Below are 21,359 nucleotides of genomic sequence, written 5' to 3'. Positions count from 1 at the left end.
CGCCCCGGCCCACCCGCCAAGTGTGTTTGCGGAGCCGACTCATGCTCACGACCCTGAAAACCTCCTACACCGATACGCGTGCGGCCGACCTGGCCTGGGCGCTGGGGCGCGAACCCCTGCCCGCGCTGGCCGTGCTCGATCTCGAACTCGCCGGAGCGAAGCTGCAGTTACGGCTGCTCGGCGCCTCTCACCAGGTGCTCCTGGAGGAGGCGGACCGCAGTTGCTCGGAGACCGTCGCCTGCATGCCCGGCAGCAGCACCCCGCTGCCGCTCGGCGTGTCCAAGCGGGTGGGCGAGTGGGAGTACGAGTTCGCGGCCCGTGTCGAGACCCTGAACCAGGGCTCGTTCGCCGGCCGCGCGCAGGAACTGCTCGCACTCGTCGCCGACCATCCGAACGGCCTCGCCGGAACGTTTCCCGGTTCGCCGCACGCCTTCACGGCGATGCTCGCGCAGCGTCACGAGGGGCAGGTGCGCTGGCGGACCTGGCACGCGTACCCGCAGGAAGGGCAGTTGGTGGTGACCAGAACCCGGATCGGGGCGCGCATGCCCGCGATGCTCTGACCCCGGGGCGTGGGGGCGTACGCCTCAGATGCACTCGTGTGGGTGACTGTTCGCGCATTGGGTGTGACGTAGCGTTACGAGCATGATCGACCCGCCCGTGACGCTGCCGACCCTGCCCACCCTGCCCCGGCCACCTCGTCAGGTGGTGCGTCCCCCTGTCCGGCCGGGGGCCGTGCGGTATCCGGTGCTCGCGGTGGTGTTCGTCTGCTCCGCCTGCGGACTGGTCTACGAGCTCGAACTGGTCGCGCTCGCCTCGTATCTGATCGGCGACTCCGTCACCCAGGCGTCCGTCGTGCTGTCCGTCATGGTCTTCGCGATGGGCATCGGTTCGCTGCTCGCCAAGCGGCTGCGCTGCCGCGCGGCGGTCGGCTTCGGGCTCATCGAGGCCGGTCTCGCGCTGGTCGGCGGCGGTTCGGCGATGGCGCTGTACGCGGCCTTCGCCTGGTTCGGCGCGTCGCAGTACGTACTGGTCGCGTTCGCGCTGGCCATCGGCGTGCTCATCGGGGCGGAGATCCCGCTCCTGATGTCGCTCATCCAGCGCGCGGAAACGTCCCGCTCGCGCGGCGCGGGACTCGGTCCGGGCCGGGGCCCGGGGCGGGGCGAGGAAGCGGACCTCGGGGTGTCCCCGGGGAGACCGGGCCGTCCGGGACGGTCCTCGGGCCGCTCGGGCCGCCCGGGTCGCTTGGGCCGCTCGGCGTGGGGACGGCGGTGGCGCGCGCGCAGGGCGGCGCGGTCGCCGAGGGATCCGTACGACGCGGCCGGGACGGTCGCCGATCTGTTCGCCGCCGACTACGTGGGCGCGCTGGTCGGCGGACTCGCCTTCCCGTTCCTGCTGCTGCCCTGGTTCGGTCAGCTCACCGGCGCGCTGGTCACCGGCGCGGTCAACGCGTTCGCGGGCGGCGGGCTCGTCCTGTGGCTGTTCCGGTACGACCTGACGCGCCGCTCCCGCAAGCTGCTCATCGGCGCGAACGTCTCGGTGCTCGCCCTCCTCGGCACCGCGACCATCCTCGCCGCCCCCTTCGAACAGGCCGCGCGCCGTGCCGTCTACGGCGACCGGGTCCTGGTCGCCGAACACACCGGACTCCAGGAAGTGGTGGTCACCGGCCGGCGGGGCAGCCCGCCCGATCTGTTCCTGGACGGCCGGCTCTGGGTGGGCGGCCGGGACGAGTACCGCTACCACGAAGCCCTGGTGCACCCGGCGATGAACGGCCGCCACACGCGCGTCCTGATCCTCGGCGGCGGCGACGGGCTCGCTGCCCGCGAGGTGCTGCGCCACCCGGACGTCCGCTCCCTCACCGTCGTCGAGCGCGACCCCGGTGTCGTACGGCTCGCCCGCACCGACCCGGACCTGGCGGCGCTCAACGGGCGGGCGTTCCAGGACCGCCGGGTCACCGTCGCATACGAGGACGCCTTCCGCTGGCTGCGCGCCCGAGGCGGCGACGGCAGAGGTGGTGGGGGCGCCGGAGACGGTGCGAGTGGTGGGGGAGGCGAGGGCCGGGGCGCGGTGCGGGAACGGTTCGACGTGGTGATCTGCGATCTGCCGGACCCCTCGACCACCGCCGGCACCACGCTCTACTCGGAGGAGTTCTACGGGCTCGCCGCCGGAGTCCTCGCGGACGGCGGGCGGCTGGTCGTCCACGCCGGCCCGGCCGCCGCCCGGCCCGCCACGTACTGGACCGTCGACGCGAGTCTGCGCGCGGCCGGGTTCGCCACCCGGCCGTACGGGATGAAGACCGATCCGGGGGCGCGCCCGGGAAGCGGCCTGGGACGAGGGGCGGGGAAGGGGGAGGACTGGGGCTTTCTGCTGGCGGCGCCCGGCGGCCGGGCGCCCGCCCTCGGACTCGCCACGGACATTCCCCGGCCCCGCTCGCTCACCCCGGGCGTCCTCGCCGAGGCCGCGGCCCGCGCCGAACGCACCCGCGCCGACGCCCCGCCCCGGCTGCCGCCCTCCACTCTGGTCCACCCCCGCTACTGAGAGCGCTGGAGAGCGTGCCACCGAGAACGCTGCCGATGAGGGCGGGCGATGAGGGCGGGCGATGAGGGTGGGCGACCCGGCCCGCCGGGTGGCCGTCCGGCGTGGGCGGCGGGGCAACAGGCGACGGGCGGGGCCGCGCTGAGTAGGCTCGACTCCCATGGAGCATGAGGTGTACGTCCCGGTCCCCGCCGAGGTCCTGCGCGCCACCCTCGCCGACCCGGCGCGGCTCGCGCGCTGCGTCCCCGGGTTCCAGCCGGACGCCGACGCGGCGTCCGGCCCGCTCACGGGCCGGCTGAAGGTCCGTGTCGGCGGCAACACCATCACCTACCGGGGCACGTGGCGCGTCACCGGGCGGCCCGGCGGCTTCGCCGTCGAGGGCGAGGGCACCGAGGTGCGCGGCAAGGGCACGGTGACCTGCGAGATCACCCTGACGCTCGGCCCGGCCTCCGGGGGCACCCTGCTCGGCTTCACCGGCTCGGTCACGGCGACCGGGCGGCTCGCCGACGCGGGCGCGGAGGCCCGGAACACGGCCGGCGCCCGGCTGCTCGACCGGTTCGCGGAGGCGCTGGCCGCCGTCGCGGACGTCGAGGCCGAACTGGCCGCCGAGGACACGGCAGCCGAGGACGCGCACGAGACCGTGCCCGGGGACCCCGGGCACGCCGACGCCGGCACCGAAGCCGACGACAAGGCAGCTACCGACGCCACCGACGACGACGGGGTGGACGACGGTGCGGAGGAGCCCGGCGGGCGTCCCTCGGTCTTCGACACCCCGGTCCCACCGCCGTCCCTGGACCCGCGCGCCGACGCGGAGTTCGACGGGGACTCCGGCAAGGGCACCGGGCAGGACAGGGACGGGGACAGGGACAGGGACAAGGGCAAGGCGGTGGACGGTACCCCGTCCGCCGAGCCCGGCGGCCCGTCGAAGAATGGATCCTCCAGGGAGGGCGCCCCGAAGAACGGCAAGCGGGACGAGGCCGCATCCGGCCGGGGCACCCGGCAGCCCGCCGAGGCCGCCCACGCCCGCCGCACGATGATCGGCCGCAGTGCCGAGGAGGTCGACCACGCCCCGCCGCGCGGCCGGTACGCCCCCGTGCCCGCCGCCGAGAACTCCCACGCCGGCGCGACCCTGCGCTGGATCGCGCCCGCCGCCGCGCTCGCCGTCGCCTCCGCCGTCGTCGTCCATCGCGCCCTGCGCCGTCGCCGCTGAGCCACCGGAATCGGGCCGGGCGTCCGGGCCTGTGGTCCGGGACGCCGTGACGCGGCGGTCTCGCGGGCCTCGGTGCGGACTTCCCCGTAGCTCTGCGTGTGGCCGAGTCGAAGCGCCGGTACGAGGTGAGTGAAGCGAGCCCAGGGCAGGAGCCCGTTCACGGATCGGGCCCGGGTCAAAAGACATGCCCTAGGGTCGGGGCGTGAGCAATCTGACGCGACTGACGGCCGGCGACGCCGAGCTGACCATCGACCCGGACCACGGCTGCCGCATCGAGAGCCTGCGCCTCGGGGGCACCGAACTCCTCGTGAGCGGCGAGCACTTCGGCTCCTTCGTGATGGTGCCCTGGGCGGGCCGGACCGGGAACGGACGGTTCCGCGACGGCGCCGCCGTCCACCAGCTGCCCGTCTCCGGACACGCGGCGCCGCACGCCATCCATGGCACCGTGCGCGACCAGCAGTGGAAGACGGCCCACGTCACCGACACGACGGCCGCCTTCACCACCGTGCTCGGGGACCCCTGGCCGTACGCCGGACGGGTCACCCAGACCGTGGAGCTGACCGAGGACTCGCTCACTCTTCAGCTCGGTGTCGAGGCCGACGGCGAGTCGTTCCCGGCGCAGGCCGGCTGGCACCCCTGGTTCCGCCGTTCGCTGGACGGCGGTCAGGACGTGCGGATCGACTTCGCTCCCGCCTGGCAGGAGGAGCGCGGTACGGACCACCTCCCGACCGGCCGCCGGATCGACCCGCTCCCCGGTCCCTGGGACGACTGCTTCGGCATGCCGGACGGTGTCGACGTCACCCTCACCTGGCCGGAGCTGCTGGAGCTGCGGATCACCAGCCGTGCCGAGTGGGTGGTGGTCTACGACGAGCCCGCCGACTCCGTCTGCGTCGAGCCGCAGTCGGGCCCGCCGAACGGCCTCAACACCCACCCGCGCCTCGTCACCCCGATCGACCCCCTGGAGGTCGCGACGACGTGGGCCTGGCGCCGGCTCTGACCGTCACACCGACCGCCGCCCCGATCGTCACCCAAGCCGTCACTCCGACCGCCGTGACCAGCGGCCCCGCACCCAGGCCCTAAGCTCGTGAGCATGACTGACGTACGTGCTGAGCTGCTCCAGCAGATCAAGGACAAGGCCGTGGTGCACGGCAAGGTGACCCTCTCCTCGGGTCTTGAGGCCGACTACTACGTGGACCTTCGCCGGATCACGCTCGATGGTGCGGCGGCGCCGCTGGTCGGTCAGGTCATGCGCGAGCTGACCGAGGGCCTGGAGTTCGACGCGGTCGGCGGTCTGACCCTGGGCGCCGACCCGGTCGCCACCTCGATGCTGCACGCCGCCGCCGCGCAGGGCGAGCGCCTGGACGCCTTCGTGGTGCGCAAGGCCGCCAAGGCGCACGGGATGCAGCGTCAGGTCGAGGGCCCGGACATCAAGGGCCGCCGGGTCCTGATCGTGGAGGACACCTCGACCACTGGCGGTTCGCCGCTGACGGCCGTCGAGGCGGCCCGGGCGGCCGGCGCCGAGGTCGTTGCCGTCGCCACGATCGTGGACCGTGCGACCGGCGCGGGCGAGAAGATCAGCGGTACGGCCGGGGTGCCGTACCTCTACGCGTACGCGCTGGGCGAGCTGGGTCTCGCCTGATCGGACCGCATGCCGAGACGCCGGCACACCGGGTCCCAGAGCCCTGCCGGCCTCCTGGGACACGGTTCTGACCTGGTGTTTTTTCGAGGGGTGGAGTGTTTCACGTGAAACGCTCCACCCCTCGGCGCGTACGGGGCCGTGGGACCCCGTACCGGAGTCTGCGAGGATATGGGCGACGATGACGTCGCCCCCAGGTCAGGGACAGCAACGCACATACCCGCACATCACAAGGAGCGGACGAATGCCCATCGCAACCCCCGAGGTCTACAACGAGATGCTCGACCGGGCGAAGGCAGGCAAGTTCGCCTACCCGGCCATCAACGTCACCTCGTCCCAGACCCTGCACGCGGCCCTGCGCGGCTTCGCGGAGGCCGAGAGCGACGGCATCATCCAGATCTCGACCGGTGGCGCCGAGTTCCTGGGCGGCCAGCACAAGAAGGACATGGTCACGGGCGCCGTCGCCCTGGCCGAGTTCGCTCACATCGTCGCCGCGAAGTACGACGTCAACATCGCGCTGCACACCGACCACTGCCCCAAGGACAAGCTGGACGGCTATGTCCGCCCGCTGATCGCCCTCTCCGAGGAGCGCGTCAAGGCCGGTGGCAACCCGCTGTTCCAGTCGCACATGTGGGACGGCTCGGCCGAGACGCTCGCCGACAACCTGGCCATCGCCCAGGAGCTGCTGCCCCGCGCCGCCGCCGCCAAGATCATCCTTGAGGTCGAGATCACCCCGACCGGTGGCGAGGAGGACGGCGTCACCCACGAGATCAACGACGAGCTGTACACCTCGGTCGAGGACGCCCTCCGCACCGCCGAGGCCCTCGGCCTGGGCGAGAAGGGCCGCTACCTGCTGGCCGCCTCCTTCGGCAACGTCCACGGCGTGTACAAGCCGGGCAACGTCGTGCTCCGTCCCGAGCTGCTCAAGGACCTCCAGGCGGGTGTCGCCGCGAAGTCCGGCAACGCCGCCCCGTTCGACTTCGTCTTCCACGGCGGCTCCGGCTCCACCGCCGAGGAGATCGCCATCGCCATCGAGAACGGCGTGGTGAAGATGAACCTCGACACCGACACCCAGTACGCGTTCACGCGTCCGGTGGCGGACCACATGCTCAAGAACTACGACGGTGTCCTGAAGGTCGACGGCGAGGTCGGCAAGAAGTCCACCTACGACCCGCGCACCTGGGGCAAGCTCGCCGAGGCGGGCATGGCCACGCGCGTCGCCGAGGCGTGTGTCGCGCTCCGTTCGGCCGGTCAGAAGATGAAGTAAGGGGGCGATTCGCCTCCGTTCACGAGGGCCCGGCACCGTCTCGACGGGGCCGGGCCCTCGCCGTATCCGAGCCGTTCCCACCACCGGAAAGAGGCATCGTGTCCGACTTCGAGACCGACTCCGTGACCGTCCCCGCGGCCGAATCCGCCCACGCGCCCGAGCCCGCGTCCGCGCCCGAGCCCTCGCCCGCATCTCCGTCTGCGCCCGCGTTCGACTTCGACCGGGAGATAGACCGGCGGGGGACCTGGTCCATCCAGTGGGACGGGATCGCCGACCGCTTCCCCGTCCCCGATCTGCTGCCGTTCACCATCTCCGACATGGACTTCGCGTCCCCGCCCGCCGTCCTCGACGCGCTGTGCGACCGGGTCGGGCACGGCGTCTTCGGCTACACCGACTGGCGGCTCGGGGAGTTCCGGGAGTCCATACGGGACTGGTACGCGACCCGCCATGGCGCCGCCGTCGACCCCGAGGCCATGGTCTACGCGCCCTCCGTGCTCAGCCAGCTCTCCCAGCTCCTCCAGATGTGGACCGAGCCCGGCGACGGGGTCGTCGTGCACACCCCCACCTACGACGGCTTCCGCAAGGCCGTCACCGGTCTCGGCCGCGAGCTGCGCGGTGTCCCGGTCGGCGACCCGGAGGCCCTGGAACGCGAACTGGCCCGGCCCGACAGCCGGATGCTGCTGCTCTGCTCCCCGCACAACCCGACCGGCCGGGTGTGGACCGAGGAGGAGCTGACCGGGTTCGCGCGGCTGGCCGAGCGGTACGGCGCCGCCGTGGTCAGCGACGAGATACACGCCGACCTGACGAGCACGGGCCACCGCCACCTCCCGTGGACCGAGGTCGCCGAAGCGGGTGCGGGCCGGCGCTGGGCCCTGATCACCTCCGGTACCAAGGCATTCAACTTCCCCGCGCTCTCCGGTTCGTACGGCTTCATCGGCGACCCGGCCGACCGTGCCGCGTTCGTCCAGCGGATGGAGACCGGGCAGGGTCTCGCCTCCCCGGCGGTGCTCTCCCTCACCGCCCACATCGCCGCCTACCGGCACGGCGCCCCCTGGCTGGACGCGCTGCGCGGCTATGTCGCCGGCAACCTGGAACTGGTCCGGGACCGGCTCGCGGACGAGAAGGACGGTCTTCCCGAGCTGGGCTGGACCCCGCCACAGGCCGGCTATCTGGCCTGGATCGACCTGCGCCCGCTGGGCATCGACAGCCCCGAGCGGGAGGCCGCCCTCCAGGAGGAGCTGGTGTTCCGGGAGAAGGTCGCGATCATGCCGGGCGCCACGTACGGCACCCCGGGCTGTGTCCGGCTGAACGTCGGCTGCACCCGCGCCAAGGCCGAACGGGGCGTGGACGCGCTGATCCGCGCGGCGAAGCGGCTGCGGGACTGACCCGACCACGGGGAGGCTCCCGCAAGGGGAACCCCGCCACGGGACCTGCGCTCGGCACGGCGGCCCCCCGCCCCGAGAGGGTGTCGCCCGGCTGCGGAGCCGGGCCGTCCGGGGGAGCATGCAGGCATGGCCATGGGTGACGGCGCGGAAGCAGCGGGCAAGGGTCCGGATCCGGGCACGGGTCCGGACCCCGGCCCCGGCCCGCACGGGAACACCGGACCGGCGCCGGGACCGGGGCACGGCCCCGGACCCGGATCCGGACCGCTCCCGGGCGGGGTCCGGCTGGCCTCCGGGACCGGGCGGTGGATCGTGGTCACCACGGTCCTCGGTTCGAGCATGGCGATGCTCGACTCCACCGTCGTCAATGTCGCCCTGCCCCACATCGGCAGATCGCTGGGCGCCGACCTGGCCGCCCTCCAGTGGACCGTCAACGCCTACATGGTCACCCTCGCGGGCCTGATCCTGCTGGGCGGTTCGCTCGGCGACCGCTACGGACGGCGGCGGGTGTTCGTCATCGGGGTGGTGTGGTTCGCGGCGGCCTCGCTGCTCTGCGGCATCGCCCCGACCAGCGGCGTCCTCATCGCGGCCCGCGCCCTCCAAGGCGTCGGCGGGGCGCTGCTCACCCCGGGGTCGCTCGCGCTGATCCAGGCCAGTTTCCACGAGGACGACCGGGCGAAGGCGGTCGGCCTGTGGTCCGGGTTCGGCGGAGTGGGCGCGGCGATCGGGCCGTTCGTCGGCGGCTGGCTGGTGGACGGGCCCGGCTGGCGCTGGGTGTTCTTCCTGAACGTTCCGCTCGCGCTGATCTGTGTGCCGATCGCGCTGCGGCACGTCCCCGAGTCCCACGACGGGGCCGCGCGCGGCCGGTTCGACGTGCTCGGCGCGGTGCTCGGCGCGCTGGGGCTCGCGCTCGTGACGTACGCGCTGATCGTCCGGGTGTGGTGGGCGGGCGTGGCGGGGCTCGCGGTCGGTGCCTGGTTCGTCCTCACGGAGCGGCGGCGCGGCGAGCGGGCGATGGTGCCGCCGTCGATCTTCCGCTCCCGCACCTTCACCTCGATCAACCTGGTGACGCTGTGCGTGTACGCGGGGTTCAGCGGCTTCTTCTTCCTGGCCGCGCTCCAGCTCCAGGTGGTGTCCGGCTACTCGGCGCTCGCCGCCGGTACGGCCCTGCTGCCGACGACGATCCTCATGCTGCTGCTGTCGGCGAAGTCCGGCGAACTGGGCGAGAAGACCGGGCCCCGGCTGCCGCTGACGGTCGGGCCGCTGCTGTGCGCGGCGGGCATGCTGCTGATGCTGCGGGTCGGCCCGCACGCCGCGTATCTGACGGAGGTCCTGCCCGCGCTGCTGGTCCTCGGACTGGGCATGGTCACCCTGGTGGCGCCGCTGACCGCGACCGTGCTGGCTTCCGTGGACGTCTCCCGGGCGGGCCTGGCCAGCGGCATCAACAACGCGGCGGCCCGGGCGGCGGGCCTGATCGCGGTGGCCGCGCTGCCGCTGCTCGCGGGCATGGGGCCGGAGGCGTACCGCTCGGCGACCCAGTTCGACGCGGCGTTCGGGCGGGCGATGGTGATCTGCGCGGGTGTCCTGGTGGCGGGCTCGCTGCTGGCCTGGATCACCCTGCGCACCCCGCCCCGGCCGGAGCTGCGCCCCGAGTGCCAGATGCACTGCGGGGTCGGGGCCCCGCCGCTGGATCCGGGGAGGGTGAACGAGGCGAGCGGTGAGGGCGGCGGTACGAGCGGGCCGGCAGCGGCCCCGGGCCCGGCCTGAGCGGGGAGCCCGGCGAGCCCGGGCGCCCCGGGGCGCCGCCGGCGTGGACCGGGCGTCGCCCTCGGGGACGGTCCTCAGGCGTTCAGCAGCTCGGTGTACGCCTCTTCGCTGCTGTCCTTCAGGAACTGCCGGCAGCGCTCCTGCTCCTCCGTCTCGCCGATGTCACTGGCGGCGCGGGCCAGGGCGGCGAGGCAGCGCAGGAAGCCGCGGTTGGGAATGTGGCTCCACGGCACGGGGCCGTGGCCCTTCCAGCCGGCGCGGCGCAGGGCGTCGAGGCCGCGGTGGTAGCCGGTGCGGGCGTACGCGTACGACTCGATCACGCGCCCGCCCGCGTAGGCGTCCTCGGCGAGCGTGGCCCAGGCGAGGGAGAACGTCGGGTACCGGCCGGCCACCTCGGCCGGGGTGGCGGAGCCGTCGGCCAGCAGCCGGGAGGCGTCCTTGTACTCGGGGGTCTCGGGTAGCAGCGTCGGCTCGGGGCCGCCGAGCAGGTTCTTGTGCGTGTGGGTCGTCATGGGGGAAGTCTGCCACCGGCCCGCGACGGGCCCGCCCGCGCGCGAGCCGCGCCCCTTGCCGTACCTCTGGCGTCTCACCCGTGCCCGCCTTCCTCGCTTCCGTCCCGATTTCCCTTCTGTGCGGCCCCTGTTCGGCCGGAACCTTGCGCCGGGGGACCCCGTCCTTCCCCCACAGGGGGGACGATGTTCGATGTTGTTCGAGCGATGGATACCATCCCCCGTACCGCGAGCCAGGGGGGAAACCGTCGTGGGAACCAGAGGACGGGGCCGGCAGCAGAGCCGGAACACCGGATACCGCGGATCCACCGGATCCACCGGAAGGCGTAGCGCGGGCAACGGCCGCCAGCGGCGCGGCAGTCGGCGTACGCGACGGGGCCGCGCGCTGCCCGTGCTCGCCCTGGTCGCCGTCGCGCTCGTCGGCGGCATCGGGCTCGCGCGCTACCAGCACGAGCACACGGGCCCGGCCACGGCGGCGGCCGCCGAGCCGACCGGGGACACGGCGAAGGACCCGAAGGCCGCGGACGGTCCGGACACCGCGTCGCCCACGCCCACGCCGAAGCCGAAACCCAAGCCGAAGCCCACGCCGACCGAGAAGAAGATCGTGGTGCCGGCGTCCGGCCCGGGAACCTTCACCACGGCCCAGGCGGACGGCGAGGCCGTCGGCACCACGGGCACCCTGCGCCGCTATCGCGTGCAGGTCGAGGACGGTGTCGACCTCTCCGCGCACGAGGCCGCCCAGGAGATCCAGGCGATCCTGGCGCACCCGCGCGGCTGGGCCGCGCACGGCCGGGGCCGGTTCCAGCTGGTCTCCTCGAATGCCGACTTCATCATCCGGATCGCCACGCCCGCCACCGCCGACAAGCTCTGTCTCGCCAACGGTCTGGACACCCACGGTGAGCTGAACTGCGAGACCACCACAGGCGTCGTGGTCAATCTCAAGCGCTGGATGACCGGCTCGCCGAACTTCGCGGGCCCGCCCGCCGAGTACCGGCATCTGCTCATCAACCACGAGGTCGGCCATGAGATCGGCATCCGGACGCACATGGGCTGCCCGGGGCCGGGCAAGCCCGCACCCGTGATGATGCAGCAGATCAAGGGGCTTCATGGCTGCATATCGAACGCCTATCCGTATACCGAACAGGGGATCTACATCACCGGTCCGGCCGTGTAATGATGCGCGTGGGAGCACGTGCGACGACGCACGCCTCCTGAGGGGACCGGGGCTCCCGGGCCGGACGTCGTGAGACGGGCCGGACGAGAGGAGCAGACCGCTACCCGGTAGTTCGTATCGAGGAGACAGAAATGTCAACCTTCCCAGGTTCCCCCGATCACTCCGGAGCCGGTGCGGTCGCCGCCACCGACGCGCCGAACCTCGACTTCGCGGGCACGACCCCGTACGAGGACTACGTCCAGGCCGACGTGCTCACGCACCTCCAGCACCTGCGCTCCGACGACCCGGGCGAGATGGTCTTCCTGGTCACCACCCAGGTCATGGAGCTGTGGTTCACGGTGATCGTCCACGAGTGGGAGACCGCGTGCCACGCCCTGCGCGGCGACGACGTTCCCGTCGCGATGGACGCGCTGAAGCGCTCCCTGCGCGAGCTGGAGGCGCTCAACCACTCCTGGCGCCCGCTCGCCCAGCTCACCCCCGCGCAGTTCAACTCCTACCGGGGCGCGCTCGGTGAGGGTTCCGGCTTCCAGTCGGCGATGTACCGGCGCATGGAGTTCCTGCTCGGCGAGAAGTCCGCGTCCATGCTGGTGCCGCACCGCGGTGCGCCGCGCGTGCACGCCGAGCTGGAGAAGGCGATCCAGGAGCCGAGTCTGTACGACGAGACGCTGGGCCTGCTCGCCCGGCGCGGCCTGCCCGTGCCGGCCGAGGTCCTGGAGCGCGACCTCTCGCAGCGCTACGAGCCGTCCGCCGAGGTGGAACGGGTCTGGACCGAGATCTACGCCGACTCCGACCAGAACGCCGAACTCGTCCGTCTGGGCGAGGTGTTGAGCGATGTGGCCGAACTCGTCTGGCGGTGGCGCAACGACCATCTGGTGGCGACTCGGCGCGCCATGGGCGCCAAGACGGGAACCGGCGGCTCCGCAGGCGTAGCCTGGCTGGAGAAGCGGGCGCAGAAGAACGTGTTTCCCGAACTGTGGACGGCGCGCAGTTATGTCTGAGACCACTGAGACCACAGAGTTTTCCGCGACCTCCGACCCCTCCCAGGCTTCCGACCTCCCCCAGGCTTCGGGCCAGGCTTCGGGCCAGGAATCGGATCAGGCGTCCGACCGGGCCTCCGGCTCCTCCCCGGCCCCGGCCGCGACTCCGGCCGCCCGGACCGCCAACTCCGCTCCCTCGCTTGCCGAGCGGGCCACCCGTCTGGACGCGTCCGACGAACTGGCGAAGCACCGCGAGAAGTTCGCCCTCGACGACACCGTCTACCTCGACGGCAACTCGCTCGGCGCACTGCCCGCGCACGTCCCCGCCCGGATGGCCGATGTCATCTCCCGCCAGTGGGGCGAGCTGCGCATCCGCTCCTGGAGCGAGTCCGGCTGGTGGACCGCGCCGGAGCGGATCGGCGACCGGATCGCCCCGATCGTCGGCGCCGCCGAGGGCCGGATCGTGGTCGGCGACTCCACCAGCGTGAACGTCTTCAAGGCCGTCGTCGCCGGTGCCCGGCTGGCGGGCGAGGGCCGCGACGAGATCCTGGTCGACGCGACGACGTTCCCCACGGACGGCTACATCGCCGAGTCCGCCGCGCGGCTGACCGGCCACCGGATCGTGCCCCTCGATCCGGCCGACATGGCCGCCGCCGTGACCGACCGCACCGCGCTCGCGCTGGTCAACCACGTCGACTACCGCACCGGCCGGCTCCGCGATCTGCCGGGCCTGACCGCCGCGCTGCACGCGGCGGGCGCGCTCGCCGTCTGGGACCTGTGCCACAGCGCGGGCGCGCTGCCGGTCGGTCTCGACGAGCACGGCGTGGACCTTGCCGTCGGCTGCACGTACAAGTACCTGAACGGCGGCCCCGGTTCGCCCGCGTACCTGTACGTCGCCGAGCGCCACCAAGACCGCTTCGACTCCCCGTTGCCGGGCTGGAATTCGCATGCCGATCCCTTCGGCATGACGCCCGGCTACGAGGCCGCCGAGGGCGCGGTGCGCGGTCGCGTCGGCACTCCCGACATCCTGTCCATGCTGGCCCTGGAGGCCGCCCTGGACGTGTGGGACGGGGTGCGGATCGAGGACGTACGGGCCAAGTCCCTCGCCCTGACGGACTTCTTCCTGGAGTGCGTCCGGGCCCACGCCCCCGAGGGCCGGGTCGAGTCCGTGACCCCCGAGGCGCACGAGGAGCGGGGCAGCCAGGTCGCGCTGCGCTGCGCCGAGGCGCCCGCCGTCATGGACGAGCTGATCCGGCGCGGAGTGGTCGGCGATCTGCGCCGCCCCGACATCCTGCGGTTCGGATTCACGCCGCTGTACGTCGGGTTCGCGGACGTGGAGCGCGCCGCGCGCGTCCTGGGCGAGGTGCTGAGGGACATACCGCGGGCATAGTCGGACCCGATTCCGACCACCGCCTGTTGGCGGTCCGACGCCCCTTCGCTCATGGCCCGTTCCAACGCCTGAGCCCCTGCTCACGGGGACGGTACGCCTGGTACCGTCCCCGCTGACCGGGCCGATCGGCCCCGTCCGAGGAGAGGTTGAGCAGATGTCGGACCCCGCCGCGCGCGACGCAGCCGAAGAGGCGTCCGCCCTCTCCCATCCGGCCGTCGCCCCCGATGCCTCCGCCGCGTACGGCGACCATCCCGATCAGGTCGTCGACTTCTACGCGCCGCGCGACGGACGTACCTCCGCACCGCTCGTCGTCGCCCTGCACGGCGGCGTCTGGCGCGCACCGTACGACCGCCAACACGTCAGCCCCTTCGCGGACTTCCTCGCCCGCCGCGGCTTCGCCGTGGCCAACGTCGAGTACCGGCGCGGCAGCGACATCCCGCGCCAGGGCGGTACCGCCCCGGTCGCCGGGCGCTGGCCCGAGACCTTCGACGACATCGCCACCGCGCTGGACGCGATCCCCGAACTCGCCGCCGCACACCTGCCGTCGGCCGACCCGCGCCGGATCGTGCTCACCGGACACTCGGCGGGCGGACACCTCGCCCTGTGGGCCGCCGCCCGGCACGTCCTGCCGGCCGGCTCCGCCTGGCGGCTGCCCGCACCACCCGCGCTGCGCGGTGTCGTCGCCCTCGCTCCCATCGCGCACTTCGGCCGCGCGGTGGAGCTGGACGTGTGCGGTGGCGGCGTGACCGAATTCCTGGGCGGCAAGGGGCACTTGGCGGACCGGATGCCCTTCGCGGACCCGTCCGTCCTGGTGCCGACCGGCATCGCCACCACCGTCGTCCAGGGCCGCGGTGACATCGTCGTGCCGCACGCCGTCGCCGAGGCGTACGTGACGGCGGCGGCGGAGGCCGGGGAGATGGTCGGCTTCACGCTCCTGGAGGACGTCGGGCACTTCCCGCTGATCGACCCGGCGGCGGACGCGTGCGCGGTGGTCGCGGAGGAGATCGCCCAACTCGCCTGGTAGCGGCGGGCGAGGCGCCGGGCGGAGGGGTGAGGCGCCGGGCAGCCAGGGGTGAGGTGCCTGGTGGCCGGTGGCCGCCGACGGGACATCAGGCCAGGTCGGTAGGCCGGACCACAGGCCTGGCGGGCGGGCGCGTAGTCCTCAAGGGGGACGCCGGGAAATCCGTACACAGCCGGACGACCCCGGCGGACGGCTTTCGTACCGTGGGACCGTGACTTCGACCCGGACCACCCCCGCATCCGCCGCCCCCGCCCCGCCCTCCGGCCTCGCCGAACGCAGCCCCGAGGTCCGGCTGACACTGGACGCGTTCGGCGGGCTGCGCGCCGATCTCTTCCAGAATGCCTTCGCCTACCGGCCGTTGACGCGCATGGATACGGAGACCGGCCCGGCCCGCTATCTCCCGCCGAAGGTACGGACGTACCTGGGGCTGTTCCCACACGCGGTCGTCACGCTCCTCGCCGTGATCGTCTTCGCCATCGGGTTCGGCGTCACCTCCGGCCATGTCGGCGTGCCCGCCCTCTTCATCTCCTGCACGCCGGCCGCGATCGTGCTGCTCACCCTGGTGCGGCCGATCCTGGCCTTCTGGGCCTCGCTCCTCGCCGCGCCGTTCGTCGGGTACTTCACCGGCTGGGACGGCTGGCCCTGGTCGCGCAACGCCTTCGCCGCCCATCTGGTCGTCCTCGCCGTCGTCGCGGCGCGCACCCGGCCCCGGGTGGCGGCCTGGATGTGGACGGTGACGGCCGCCGCCACGCTGTTCATGGAGACGTTCCTCGGGTACGGGCTCGGCTCGGACTCCCTGCCGTTCCTGTTCTTCGCGGCCCTCGCCCTGCTCGCCGTCTCCGTCGTCCAGATCCGCCGCGACGCGAAGCGCCAGGTCACCGCCGAGCAGACGGTGACGGCCGTCGAACGTTCCAAGCGGACCGTCCTCGAAGAGCGCACGACCATCGCCCGCGAACTGCACGACGTCGTCGCCCACCACATGTCGGTGGTCGCGATCCAGGCCGAGGCCGCCCCGTACCGGGTGGAGAACCCGCCGCCCGAGCTGGAGAAGGCCTTCGCCACCATCCGCGAGAACGCCGTCGCCGCGCTCTCCGAACTCCGCCGCATCCTCGGCGTGGTCCGCGCCGAGGACTACGAGGCCCCCGACGCGCCGCAGCCGACCCTCGCCGACCTCGACGACCTGGTCGCCAACGTCCGTGAGGCCGGACTCGACGTGACCCGGACGGTGACCGGCGCGCGCCGCGAACTCCCGCAGGGCGTCGAGCTGTCGGCGTACCGGATCGTGCAGGAGGCCCTGTCGAACGTGCTGCGCCACGCGCCCGGCGCCACCGCCGCCGTGGAGGTCTCGTACGTGCTCGGCGGCCTCGGCCTGCGGATCGTCAACGGCCCGGCGCGCGGCCTGACGAAGCCCTCGCCGGGCGCCGGCCACGGCATCACCGGCATGCGGGAGCGGGTCGCCATGCTGGGCGGGGAGATGACCGCGGGGGAGGCGGCGGACGGCGGGTACGAGATCGCGGTGTACGTGCCGGTGGCGCGCGTCGAGCAGGCCGAGCAGCCTGAGCAGTCCGTACCGTCCGAGCAGCCCGGGAAGTCCGTACGGCCTGAGAAGCACGAGAAGCAGGAGAAGCAGGAGAAGCCCGTACAGCTCGGGAAGCCCGAGCAGCGGCCGGAACCGGGGACGGAACCGGGGCCGGAATCCGGACCGGCACGGGCCGGCGAGACGCGCGAGGAGTCCCGGCCGTGATCCGCGTCCTGATCGTCGACGACCAGATGATGGTCCGCGAGGGTTTCTCCGTGCTGCTCGGCGCGATGCCGGACATCGAGGTGGTCGGCGAGGCCGTCAACGGCCGGGAGGCCGTCGACCAGGTCACCGCCCTGCGTCCCGACGTCGTCCTGATGGACATCCGTATGCCGGAGATGAACGGCATCGACGCCACCCGCGAGATCTGCGCCGCCGACGGCGAGGCCAAGGTGCTGGTCTTGACCACGTACGACCTGGACGAGTACGTGTACCAGGCGCTGCGCGCCGGGGCCTCCGGCTTCCTGCTCAAGGACGCCTCGGCCCGGCAGCTCGCGGAGGGCGTCCGGCTGGTCGCGGCGGGCGAGGCGCTGCTCGCGCCGACCGTCACGAAGCGGCTGATCACCGAGTTCGCCCGGTCCGCCGGCGACGGGCCGAGGCTGCCCGCGGCGGCCCGGATCGGGGAACTGACCGAGCGCGAGACGGAGGTCCTCGTCCTCATCGCGCAGGGCCTGTCGAACGCCGAGATCGCCGACCACCTCGTCGTCGCCGAGTCGACCATCAAGACGCACGTCAGCCGCGTCCTCGTGAAGCTCGGGCTGCGGGACCGGACGCAGGCGGCGATCTTCGCGTACGAGGCGCGGCTGGTGCGGGTGGGGGACTGACGCGGGTTCGGTAGAGGGGGAGGTCGAAGCGGCGAAGGCCCGAGCCGGGGTGTCCCGGCTCGGGCCCGTTCGCGTTCTTAAGGATCGGTGCGGGTGGTGTCAGTTCCGCAGGTCCCGGCGCCGCAGGCCCGCCAGCCCCGCCGTCAGCAGGACCGCCGCGAGGGCCGTCAGGGCGAGGACCGGGCCCCAGGCCATCTCCTGGCCCGGCAGCTTCGGCAGGTGCCCGTACGGGGAGAGGTCGAGGACGATCTGCGGGAGGTTCAGCGCGGGGCCGACCCAGCCGATGGCCAGGAACAGCCCGGCCACGCCCCACCCGGCCGGGGCGGCCTTCGGGAACGCGCCCCACAGCAGCACCGCGAGCCCGGCCAGCGTCCAGATCGCGGGGAGCTGGACGAGCGCGGCGCCGAGGATCGGACCGAGGTCCTTCCCGTACGTCGTGGCCAGGCCGAGCCCGCCGAGCAGCATGATCACCACCGAGCCGCCGAACGCGATCACCAGGTGCCCGGCCGCCCAGCGCAGCCGGCCGACGGGCGCGGCGAGCAGGGGTTCGGCGCGCCCCGAGGTCTCCTCGCCGTGCAGCCGCAGCACGGAACCGACCGCGAACAGCGACGCGATCATGCCCAGCATGCCGACCATGGTCGCCAGGAAGGCGTCGGTGAGGGCGCTCTGCCCGCCCATCCGCTCGAAGATTTCGCGGGCCTGCTCGTTGTCGCCGACGATGTCCGCCGCGCCGCCGACCATCCCGCCGAAGACCAGCCCGGCGGCGAGGAAGCCCACGGACCAGCCGATCAGGGTGCCGCGCTGGAGCCGCCAGGCGAGCGCGCCGGTGGTCGCGAGCCGGCCGTCGGCCGGGCCGGGGCGGGTGGGCAGGAAGCTCATGCCGACGTCGCGCCGCGCGGTGAGCCCGTACGCCACCGCCGTCTGGACGACGACGGCCGCCGCGATGAGCAGCAGTACCCACCAGCGTTCGCCGGCGAAGGCGCGGACGTGCTGGGCCCAGCCGATGGGGGAGAGCCAGGTCAGGGCGGAGTCGCCGGAGGCGGAGCCGGCGTCGCCCGCCGCGCGCAGCACGAACGCGAACCCGAGCAGGGCGCCCGTCGCGCCCTTGGCGAGCCGGGCGCTCTCGGTGAGCTGGGCGACGATCGCGGCCATGCTCGCGAACACCATCCCGGTGCCGCCGATGGCGAGCCCGAGCGCGAGGGCCCCGGCGAGGCCCTGGCCGGCGAGGCCGGCGGTGACGAGGAGGGCGATGGCGGCGTTGGCGGTGAGCGCGGCGAGGAGGGCGGCGGTCAGCGGGGCGCGGCGGCCGACCGCGCCGGCCGAGAGCATCTCCTGACGGCCCGACTCCTCCTCGTCGCGGGTGTGCCGGACGACGATCAGCAGGCTCGCCACGGCGGCGAGGACGGCGGCGAAGGTGCCGAACCGCCAGGCGACGAGACCGCCGAGGGAGTCGTCGAGGACCGGACCGTAGAACGAACGCATCGAGCTGTTCGCGGTCATGGAGGCGGCGAGCTGGGCGCGCTGCGCCGCCGTCGCGTACAGGGCGCCGAGGGAGCCGGAGCCGCTGGCCACCATGCCGCCGGTGATCAGGACCCAGAGCGGGATCATCAGCCGGTCGCGGCGCAGGGCGAGGCGGGTGAGGGGGCCGGTGCCGGTGAGGGGGCCTGTGCGGGGGTGGTGGTCGGGCCGGCGCCGGGGGAGGGTGCCGCTGGTCGCGCTCATGATGCGGGCACCTCCTCCGTCTGGCCCGTCTCGTCGGTGTAGTGGCGGAGGAAGAGTTCCTCCAGGGTGGGCGGGGTGCTGACGAGGCTGCGGACGCCGGACGCGGTGAGCGCGCGCAGGACGGCGTCGAGCTTGTCGGTGTCGACCTGGAGGCGTACGCGGCTGCCCTGGACGTCGAGGTCGTGGACGCCGGGGAGGCGGGTGAGGCCGTTCGGCGGGGCGGCGAGTTCGGCGACGACGCTGGTACGGGTGAGGTGGCGCAGCTCGGCCAGCGAACCGGACTCGACGGTACGGCCCTTGCGGATGATGTTGACCCGGTCGCAGAGGGTCTCGACCTCGCTGAGGATGTGGCTGGACAGCAGGACGGTCCGGCCGCGCTCGCGCGCCTCGTCGACGCACTCCTGGAAGACCTCCTCCATGAGGGGGTCGAGGCCGGAGGTGGGTTCGTCGAGGACGAGGAGGTCGACGTCGGCGGCGAAGGCGGCGACCAGGGCGACCTTCTGGCGGTTGCCCTTGGAGTAGGTGCGGCCCTTCTTGGTGGGGTCGAGCTCGAAGCGCTCGATCAGCCGGGCGCGCCGGGCGGGGTCGAGCGGGCCGCGCAGCCGCCCGTAGAGGTCGATGACCTCGCCGCCGGTGAGGTTGCGCCAGAGGGTGACGTCGCCGGGGACGTAGGCGAGGCGGCGGTGCAGCTCGACGGCGTCGTTCCAGGGGTCCTTGCCGAGGAGGCGCACGGCGCCGGAGTCGGCGCGCAGGAGCCCGAGGAGGACGCGGATGGTGGTGGACTTCCCGGAGCCGTTGGGGCCGAGGAAGCCGTGGACCTCGCCGGTCTCGACGTGGAGATCGAGGCCGTCCAGTGCCTTGGTGCGGCCGAACGCCTTGTGGAGTCCGGCGACGCTGATTGCCTTCGTCATGGTTCTGAACGTACGCTTCTTTCACAAACTTGTGAAGTTAAGGAAGCGTAAAAAGCGGGGGTGAGATAGTGGAAGACATGACCGACCGCATAGACGACCGCGTGGGCCGTGACGGCAGTGAAGGCCAGGGGGGCCAGGAAGGCCGGGGAGGCCAGGGGGATTCGGAGGGCCGTGAGGCAGGGAAGCGGGCCGAGGAGACCGGGCGCTTCGTGGAACGCTTCGCGTCCGAACTGAGCCAGGCCGGGATGCAGCGCATGGCGTCCCGGGTCTTCGTGGCGCTGCTCGCCTCCGAGGACGGCGCGATGACCTCGGCGGAGCTGGCCGAACGGCTTCAGATCAGCCCGGCCGCCGTGTCGGGAGCGGTGCGCTACCTCGGCCAGGTCGACCTGGTCGGCCGGGAGCACGTGCCGGGCACGCGGCGGGAGCGGTACGTGCTCCACAACCACGTCTGGTTCGAGACCTTCACCCGCCGGGACCAGCTGCTCAGCCGGTGGGGACGGATGCTGCGGGACGGCGCGGAGACGCTGGGCCCGGACACGGCGGCGGGCCACCGGGTCGCGGAGACGGCCGAGTTCTTCGACTTCCTGCACGACGAGATGGCCCGCATCATGGACCGCTGGCGGGAGCTGAAGGACGCGGAGCGGGGGTAGCCCGCACGGGGCGGGTGGGGCCTACGTGTCTGAGCGCGACGTGCGGGTGGGTGTGACGTGGTGTCCGCCCTCCTTCCGAGAGTCGTGCCTTCCAGCGCCGCGTCAAGGGCGCTCCTTCGTCGCGTCGCTGCGCGATGGGCTGCGCCCACCCTTGACCCGGCGCTTCCAGGCGCGAAAGACACTCTCGGAGGGCGGCCCAGGGGAAAGGTCCACGCGGGGCGGTCTTGTCCGCTGGCCGCCGTAGGCGGGCGGCGGGCCGGTGGGTCGGGGGTCCGGGTATCGCTCCGGCGGTTCTGCTGTCCGTCCGCCGGTGGGGTGGGGCTCGGCTCGCGGCCCGGGCCGGTGGGACCGTGCCCGCCGGCCCGGGGTGCGCGGTCGTGGGATGGGGCGGCCCGGCACGGCTCAGCGAATGACCGCCGTCGTCGGGTTGGGCTTCATGCCCCGCTGGTCACCGCCGGTGGCACTGAAGAACCGCCGAGCGCACGGGCATCACCCCCGCGTGCGCGGGGATCACCTCGGGACTCTCCCCAAAACGCCGGACTCTTGGGGACCACCCCCGCGTGCGCGGGGATCACGCCGAGTTGGTCCATGCGGCTTTGAAGGATGAGGGGACCACCCCCGCATGCGCGGGGATCACACGATGCGCCAGCTCGGCATGGAACCCGACGAAGGACCACCCCCGCATGCGCGGGGATCACGACGACATCGCCAACGCCCTGGACACCTACGAGGGACCACCCCCGCATGCGCGGGGATCACGTCGAGCGGCACGTGGTAAAGACGCTGCCCCGGGGACCACCCCCGCATG

18 protein-coding genes and 1 CRISPR repeat array (1 of these 19 running past the window's edge) are annotated in these 21,359 nt (G+C 73.1%); of the genes, 15 read left to right on the top strand and 3 right to left on the bottom strand.

Features of this window, described 5'->3' with window-relative positions; translation table 11 throughout:
* Nucleotides 1–41 precede the first annotated feature (41 nt).
* The 8 genes from ABZ990_RS11185 to ABZ990_RS11150 all read left to right on the top strand — a co-directional run bounded on the left by ABZ990_RS11185 (nucleotide 42) and on the right by ABZ990_RS11150 (nucleotide 9,794).
* On the top strand, nucleotides 42–560 hold the full coding sequence (locus ABZ990_RS11185) for a DUF2617 family protein (protein WP_361228781.1): 519 nt from the start codon (nucleotides 42–44) through the stop codon (nucleotides 558–560).
* Between the two features lie 142 nt (nucleotides 561–702).
* Complete coding sequence (locus ABZ990_RS11180; protein WP_361229152.1) at nucleotides 703–2,535, top strand: spermidine synthase; 1,833 nt, start codon at nucleotides 703–705, stop codon at nucleotides 2,533–2,535.
* A 157-nt stretch (nucleotides 2,536–2,692) separates the two neighbouring features.
* Nucleotides 2,693–3,742, top strand: a complete 1,050-nt coding sequence (locus ABZ990_RS11175) for an SRPBCC domain-containing protein (RefSeq protein ID WP_361228778.1) — start codon at nucleotides 2,693–2,695, stop codon at nucleotides 3,740–3,742.
* A gap of 202 nt (nucleotides 3,743–3,944) precedes the next feature.
* Nucleotides 3,945–4,739: an aldose 1-epimerase gene (locus ABZ990_RS11170; protein WP_361228775.1), complete on the top strand. Its 795-nt coding sequence runs from the start codon at nucleotides 3,945–3,947 to the stop codon at nucleotides 4,737–4,739.
* A 93-nt stretch (nucleotides 4,740–4,832) separates the two neighbouring features.
* Complete coding sequence (gene pyrE, locus ABZ990_RS11165) at nucleotides 4,833–5,381, top strand: orotate phosphoribosyltransferase (protein ID WP_361228772.1); 549 nt, start codon at nucleotides 4,833–4,835, stop codon at nucleotides 5,379–5,381.
* A 241-nt stretch (nucleotides 5,382–5,622) separates the two neighbouring features.
* Nucleotides 5,623–6,645 (top strand): class II fructose-bisphosphate aldolase, encoded by a 1,023-nt coding sequence (gene fbaA, locus ABZ990_RS11160; protein ID WP_361228769.1) that lies wholly within the window; start codon nucleotides 5,623–5,625, stop codon nucleotides 6,643–6,645.
* A 227-nt stretch (nucleotides 6,646–6,872) separates the two neighbouring features.
* On the top strand, nucleotides 6,873–8,030 hold the full coding sequence (locus ABZ990_RS11155; protein WP_361229149.1) for an aminotransferase class I/II-fold pyridoxal phosphate-dependent enzyme: 1,158 nt from the start codon (nucleotides 6,873–6,875) through the stop codon (nucleotides 8,028–8,030).
* 126 nt (nucleotides 8,031–8,156) lie between these two features.
* Nucleotides 8,157–9,794, top strand: a complete 1,638-nt coding sequence (locus tag ABZ990_RS11150; protein ID WP_361228767.1) for an MFS transporter — start codon at nucleotides 8,157–8,159, stop codon at nucleotides 9,792–9,794.
* A 74-nt stretch (nucleotides 9,795–9,868) separates the two neighbouring features.
* Here ABZ990_RS11150 and ABZ990_RS11145 read toward each other — a convergent pair whose 3' ends face one another.
* A complete protein-coding gene (locus tag ABZ990_RS11145; protein WP_361228764.1) occupies nucleotides 9,869–10,306 on the bottom strand; it encodes a DUF3151 domain-containing protein in 438 nt (145 codons plus the stop codon).
* A gap of 247 nt (nucleotides 10,307–10,553) precedes the next feature.
* Here ABZ990_RS11145 and ABZ990_RS11140 point away from each other — a divergent pair, with 247 nt between their 5' ends.
* The 6 genes from ABZ990_RS11140 (at nucleotide 10,554) to ABZ990_RS11115 (ending at nucleotide 17,268) form a co-directional block, all read left to right on the top strand.
* Entirely contained in the window at nucleotides 10,554–11,477 is a 924-nt protein-coding gene (locus ABZ990_RS11140) for a DUF3152 domain-containing protein (protein WP_361228761.1), read from the top strand.
* Between the two features lie 131 nt (nucleotides 11,478–11,608).
* Complete coding sequence (locus tag ABZ990_RS11135; protein ID WP_361228758.1) at nucleotides 11,609–12,475, top strand: tryptophan 2,3-dioxygenase family protein; 867 nt, start codon at nucleotides 11,609–11,611, stop codon at nucleotides 12,473–12,475.
* Nucleotides 12,468–13,844, top strand: coding sequence for a kynureninase (gene kynU, locus ABZ990_RS11130; RefSeq protein ID WP_361228755.1), 1,377 nt, complete (start codon nucleotides 12,468–12,470; stop codon nucleotides 13,842–13,844). Before ABZ990_RS11135 ends, kynU begins: the two co-directional genes overlap by 8 nt.
* 154 nt (nucleotides 13,845–13,998) lie before the next feature.
* On the top strand, nucleotides 13,999–14,868 hold the full coding sequence (locus ABZ990_RS11125) for an alpha/beta hydrolase (RefSeq protein ID WP_361228752.1): 870 nt from the start codon (nucleotides 13,999–14,001) through the stop codon (nucleotides 14,866–14,868).
* A 289-nt stretch (nucleotides 14,869–15,157) separates the two neighbouring features.
* Nucleotides 15,158–16,609 (top strand): histidine kinase, encoded by a 1,452-nt coding sequence (locus ABZ990_RS11120; RefSeq protein WP_361229147.1) that lies wholly within the window; start codon nucleotides 15,158–15,160, stop codon nucleotides 16,607–16,609.
* The gene (locus tag ABZ990_RS11115) at nucleotides 16,606–17,268 is read left to right on the top strand and encodes a response regulator transcription factor (protein ID WP_361228749.1); all 663 of its coding nucleotides are present in this window, start codon (nucleotides 16,606–16,608) and stop codon (nucleotides 17,266–17,268) included. The genes ABZ990_RS11120 and ABZ990_RS11115 overlap by 4 nt, the downstream gene beginning before the upstream one ends.
* Before the next feature lie 99 nt (nucleotides 17,269–17,367).
* Here the strand turns inward: ABZ990_RS11115 and ABZ990_RS11110 are convergent, their stop codons facing one another.
* Both ABZ990_RS11110 and ABZ990_RS11105 read right to left on the bottom strand, forming a co-directional pair.
* The gene (locus ABZ990_RS11110; RefSeq protein WP_361228746.1) at nucleotides 17,368–18,990 is read right to left on the bottom strand and encodes an ABC transporter permease; all 1,623 of its coding nucleotides are present in this window, start codon (nucleotides 18,988–18,990) and stop codon (nucleotides 17,368–17,370) included.
* Entirely contained in the window at nucleotides 18,987–19,901 is a 915-nt protein-coding gene (locus ABZ990_RS11105; RefSeq protein ID WP_361228743.1) for an ABC transporter ATP-binding protein, read from the bottom strand. Before ABZ990_RS11105 ends, ABZ990_RS11110 begins: the two co-directional genes overlap by 4 nt.
* Nucleotides 19,902–19,978: 77 nt before the next feature.
* Here ABZ990_RS11105 and ABZ990_RS11100 point away from each other — a divergent pair, with 77 nt between their 5' ends.
* Entirely contained in the window at nucleotides 19,979–20,551 is a 573-nt protein-coding gene (locus tag ABZ990_RS11100; protein ID WP_361228740.1) for a MarR family transcriptional regulator, read from the top strand.
* A gap of 486 nt (nucleotides 20,552–21,037) precedes the next feature.
* Nucleotides 21,038–21,359: direct repeats of the CRISPR family, unit length 28 nt; unit sequence GGACCACCCCCGCATGCGCGGGGATCAC (it continues 73 nt past the right edge of the window).

The organism is Streptomyces sp. NPDC046203 (genome assembly GCF_040646255.1).
In the GTDB taxonomy this organism is placed as follows: domain Bacteria; phylum Actinomycetota; class Actinomycetes; order Streptomycetales; family Streptomycetaceae; genus Streptomyces.
This window is presented reverse-complemented; position numbering and strand designations above follow the sequence as displayed.

What these genes read in the sequence shown, in the direction of transcription:
- ABZ990_RS11185 (WP_361228781.1), top strand. Translation starts at nt 42, where the DNA reads ATGCTCACGACCCTGAAAACCTCCTACACCGATACGCGTGCGGCCGAC.
- ABZ990_RS11175 (WP_361228778.1), top strand. Translation starts at nt 2,693, where the DNA reads ATGGAGCATGAGGTGTACGTCCCGGTCCCCGCCGAGGTCCTGCGCGCC.
- pyrE (WP_361228772.1), top strand. Translation starts at nt 4,833, where the DNA reads ATGACTGACGTACGTGCTGAGCTGCTCCAGCAGATCAAGGACAAGGCC.
- fbaA (WP_361228769.1), top strand. Translation starts at nt 5,623, where the DNA reads ATGCCCATCGCAACCCCCGAGGTCTACAACGAGATGCTCGACCGGGCG.
- ABZ990_RS11150 (WP_361228767.1), top strand. Translation starts at nt 8,157, where the DNA reads ATGGCCATGGGTGACGGCGCGGAAGCAGCGGGCAAGGGTCCGGATCCG.
- ABZ990_RS11145 (WP_361228764.1), bottom strand. Translation starts at nt 10,306, where the DNA reads ATGACGACCCACACGCACAAGAACCTGCTCGGCGGCCCCGAGCCGACG.
- ABZ990_RS11135 (WP_361228758.1), top strand. Translation starts at nt 11,609, where the DNA reads ATGTCAACCTTCCCAGGTTCCCCCGATCACTCCGGAGCCGGTGCGGTC.
- kynU (WP_361228755.1), top strand. Translation starts at nt 12,468, where the DNA reads ATGTCTGAGACCACTGAGACCACAGAGTTTTCCGCGACCTCCGACCCC.
- ABZ990_RS11125 (WP_361228752.1), top strand. Translation starts at nt 13,999, where the DNA reads ATGTCGGACCCCGCCGCGCGCGACGCAGCCGAAGAGGCGTCCGCCCTC.
- ABZ990_RS11110 (WP_361228746.1), bottom strand. Translation starts at nt 18,990, where the DNA reads ATGAGCGCGACCAGCGGCACCCTCCCCCGGCGCCGGCCCGACCACCAC.
- ABZ990_RS11105 (WP_361228743.1), bottom strand. Translation starts at nt 19,901, where the DNA reads ATGACGAAGGCAATCAGCGTCGCCGGACTCCACAAGGCGTTCGGCCGC.
- ABZ990_RS11100 (WP_361228740.1), top strand. Translation starts at nt 19,979, where the DNA reads ATGACCGACCGCATAGACGACCGCGTGGGCCGTGACGGCAGTGAAGGC.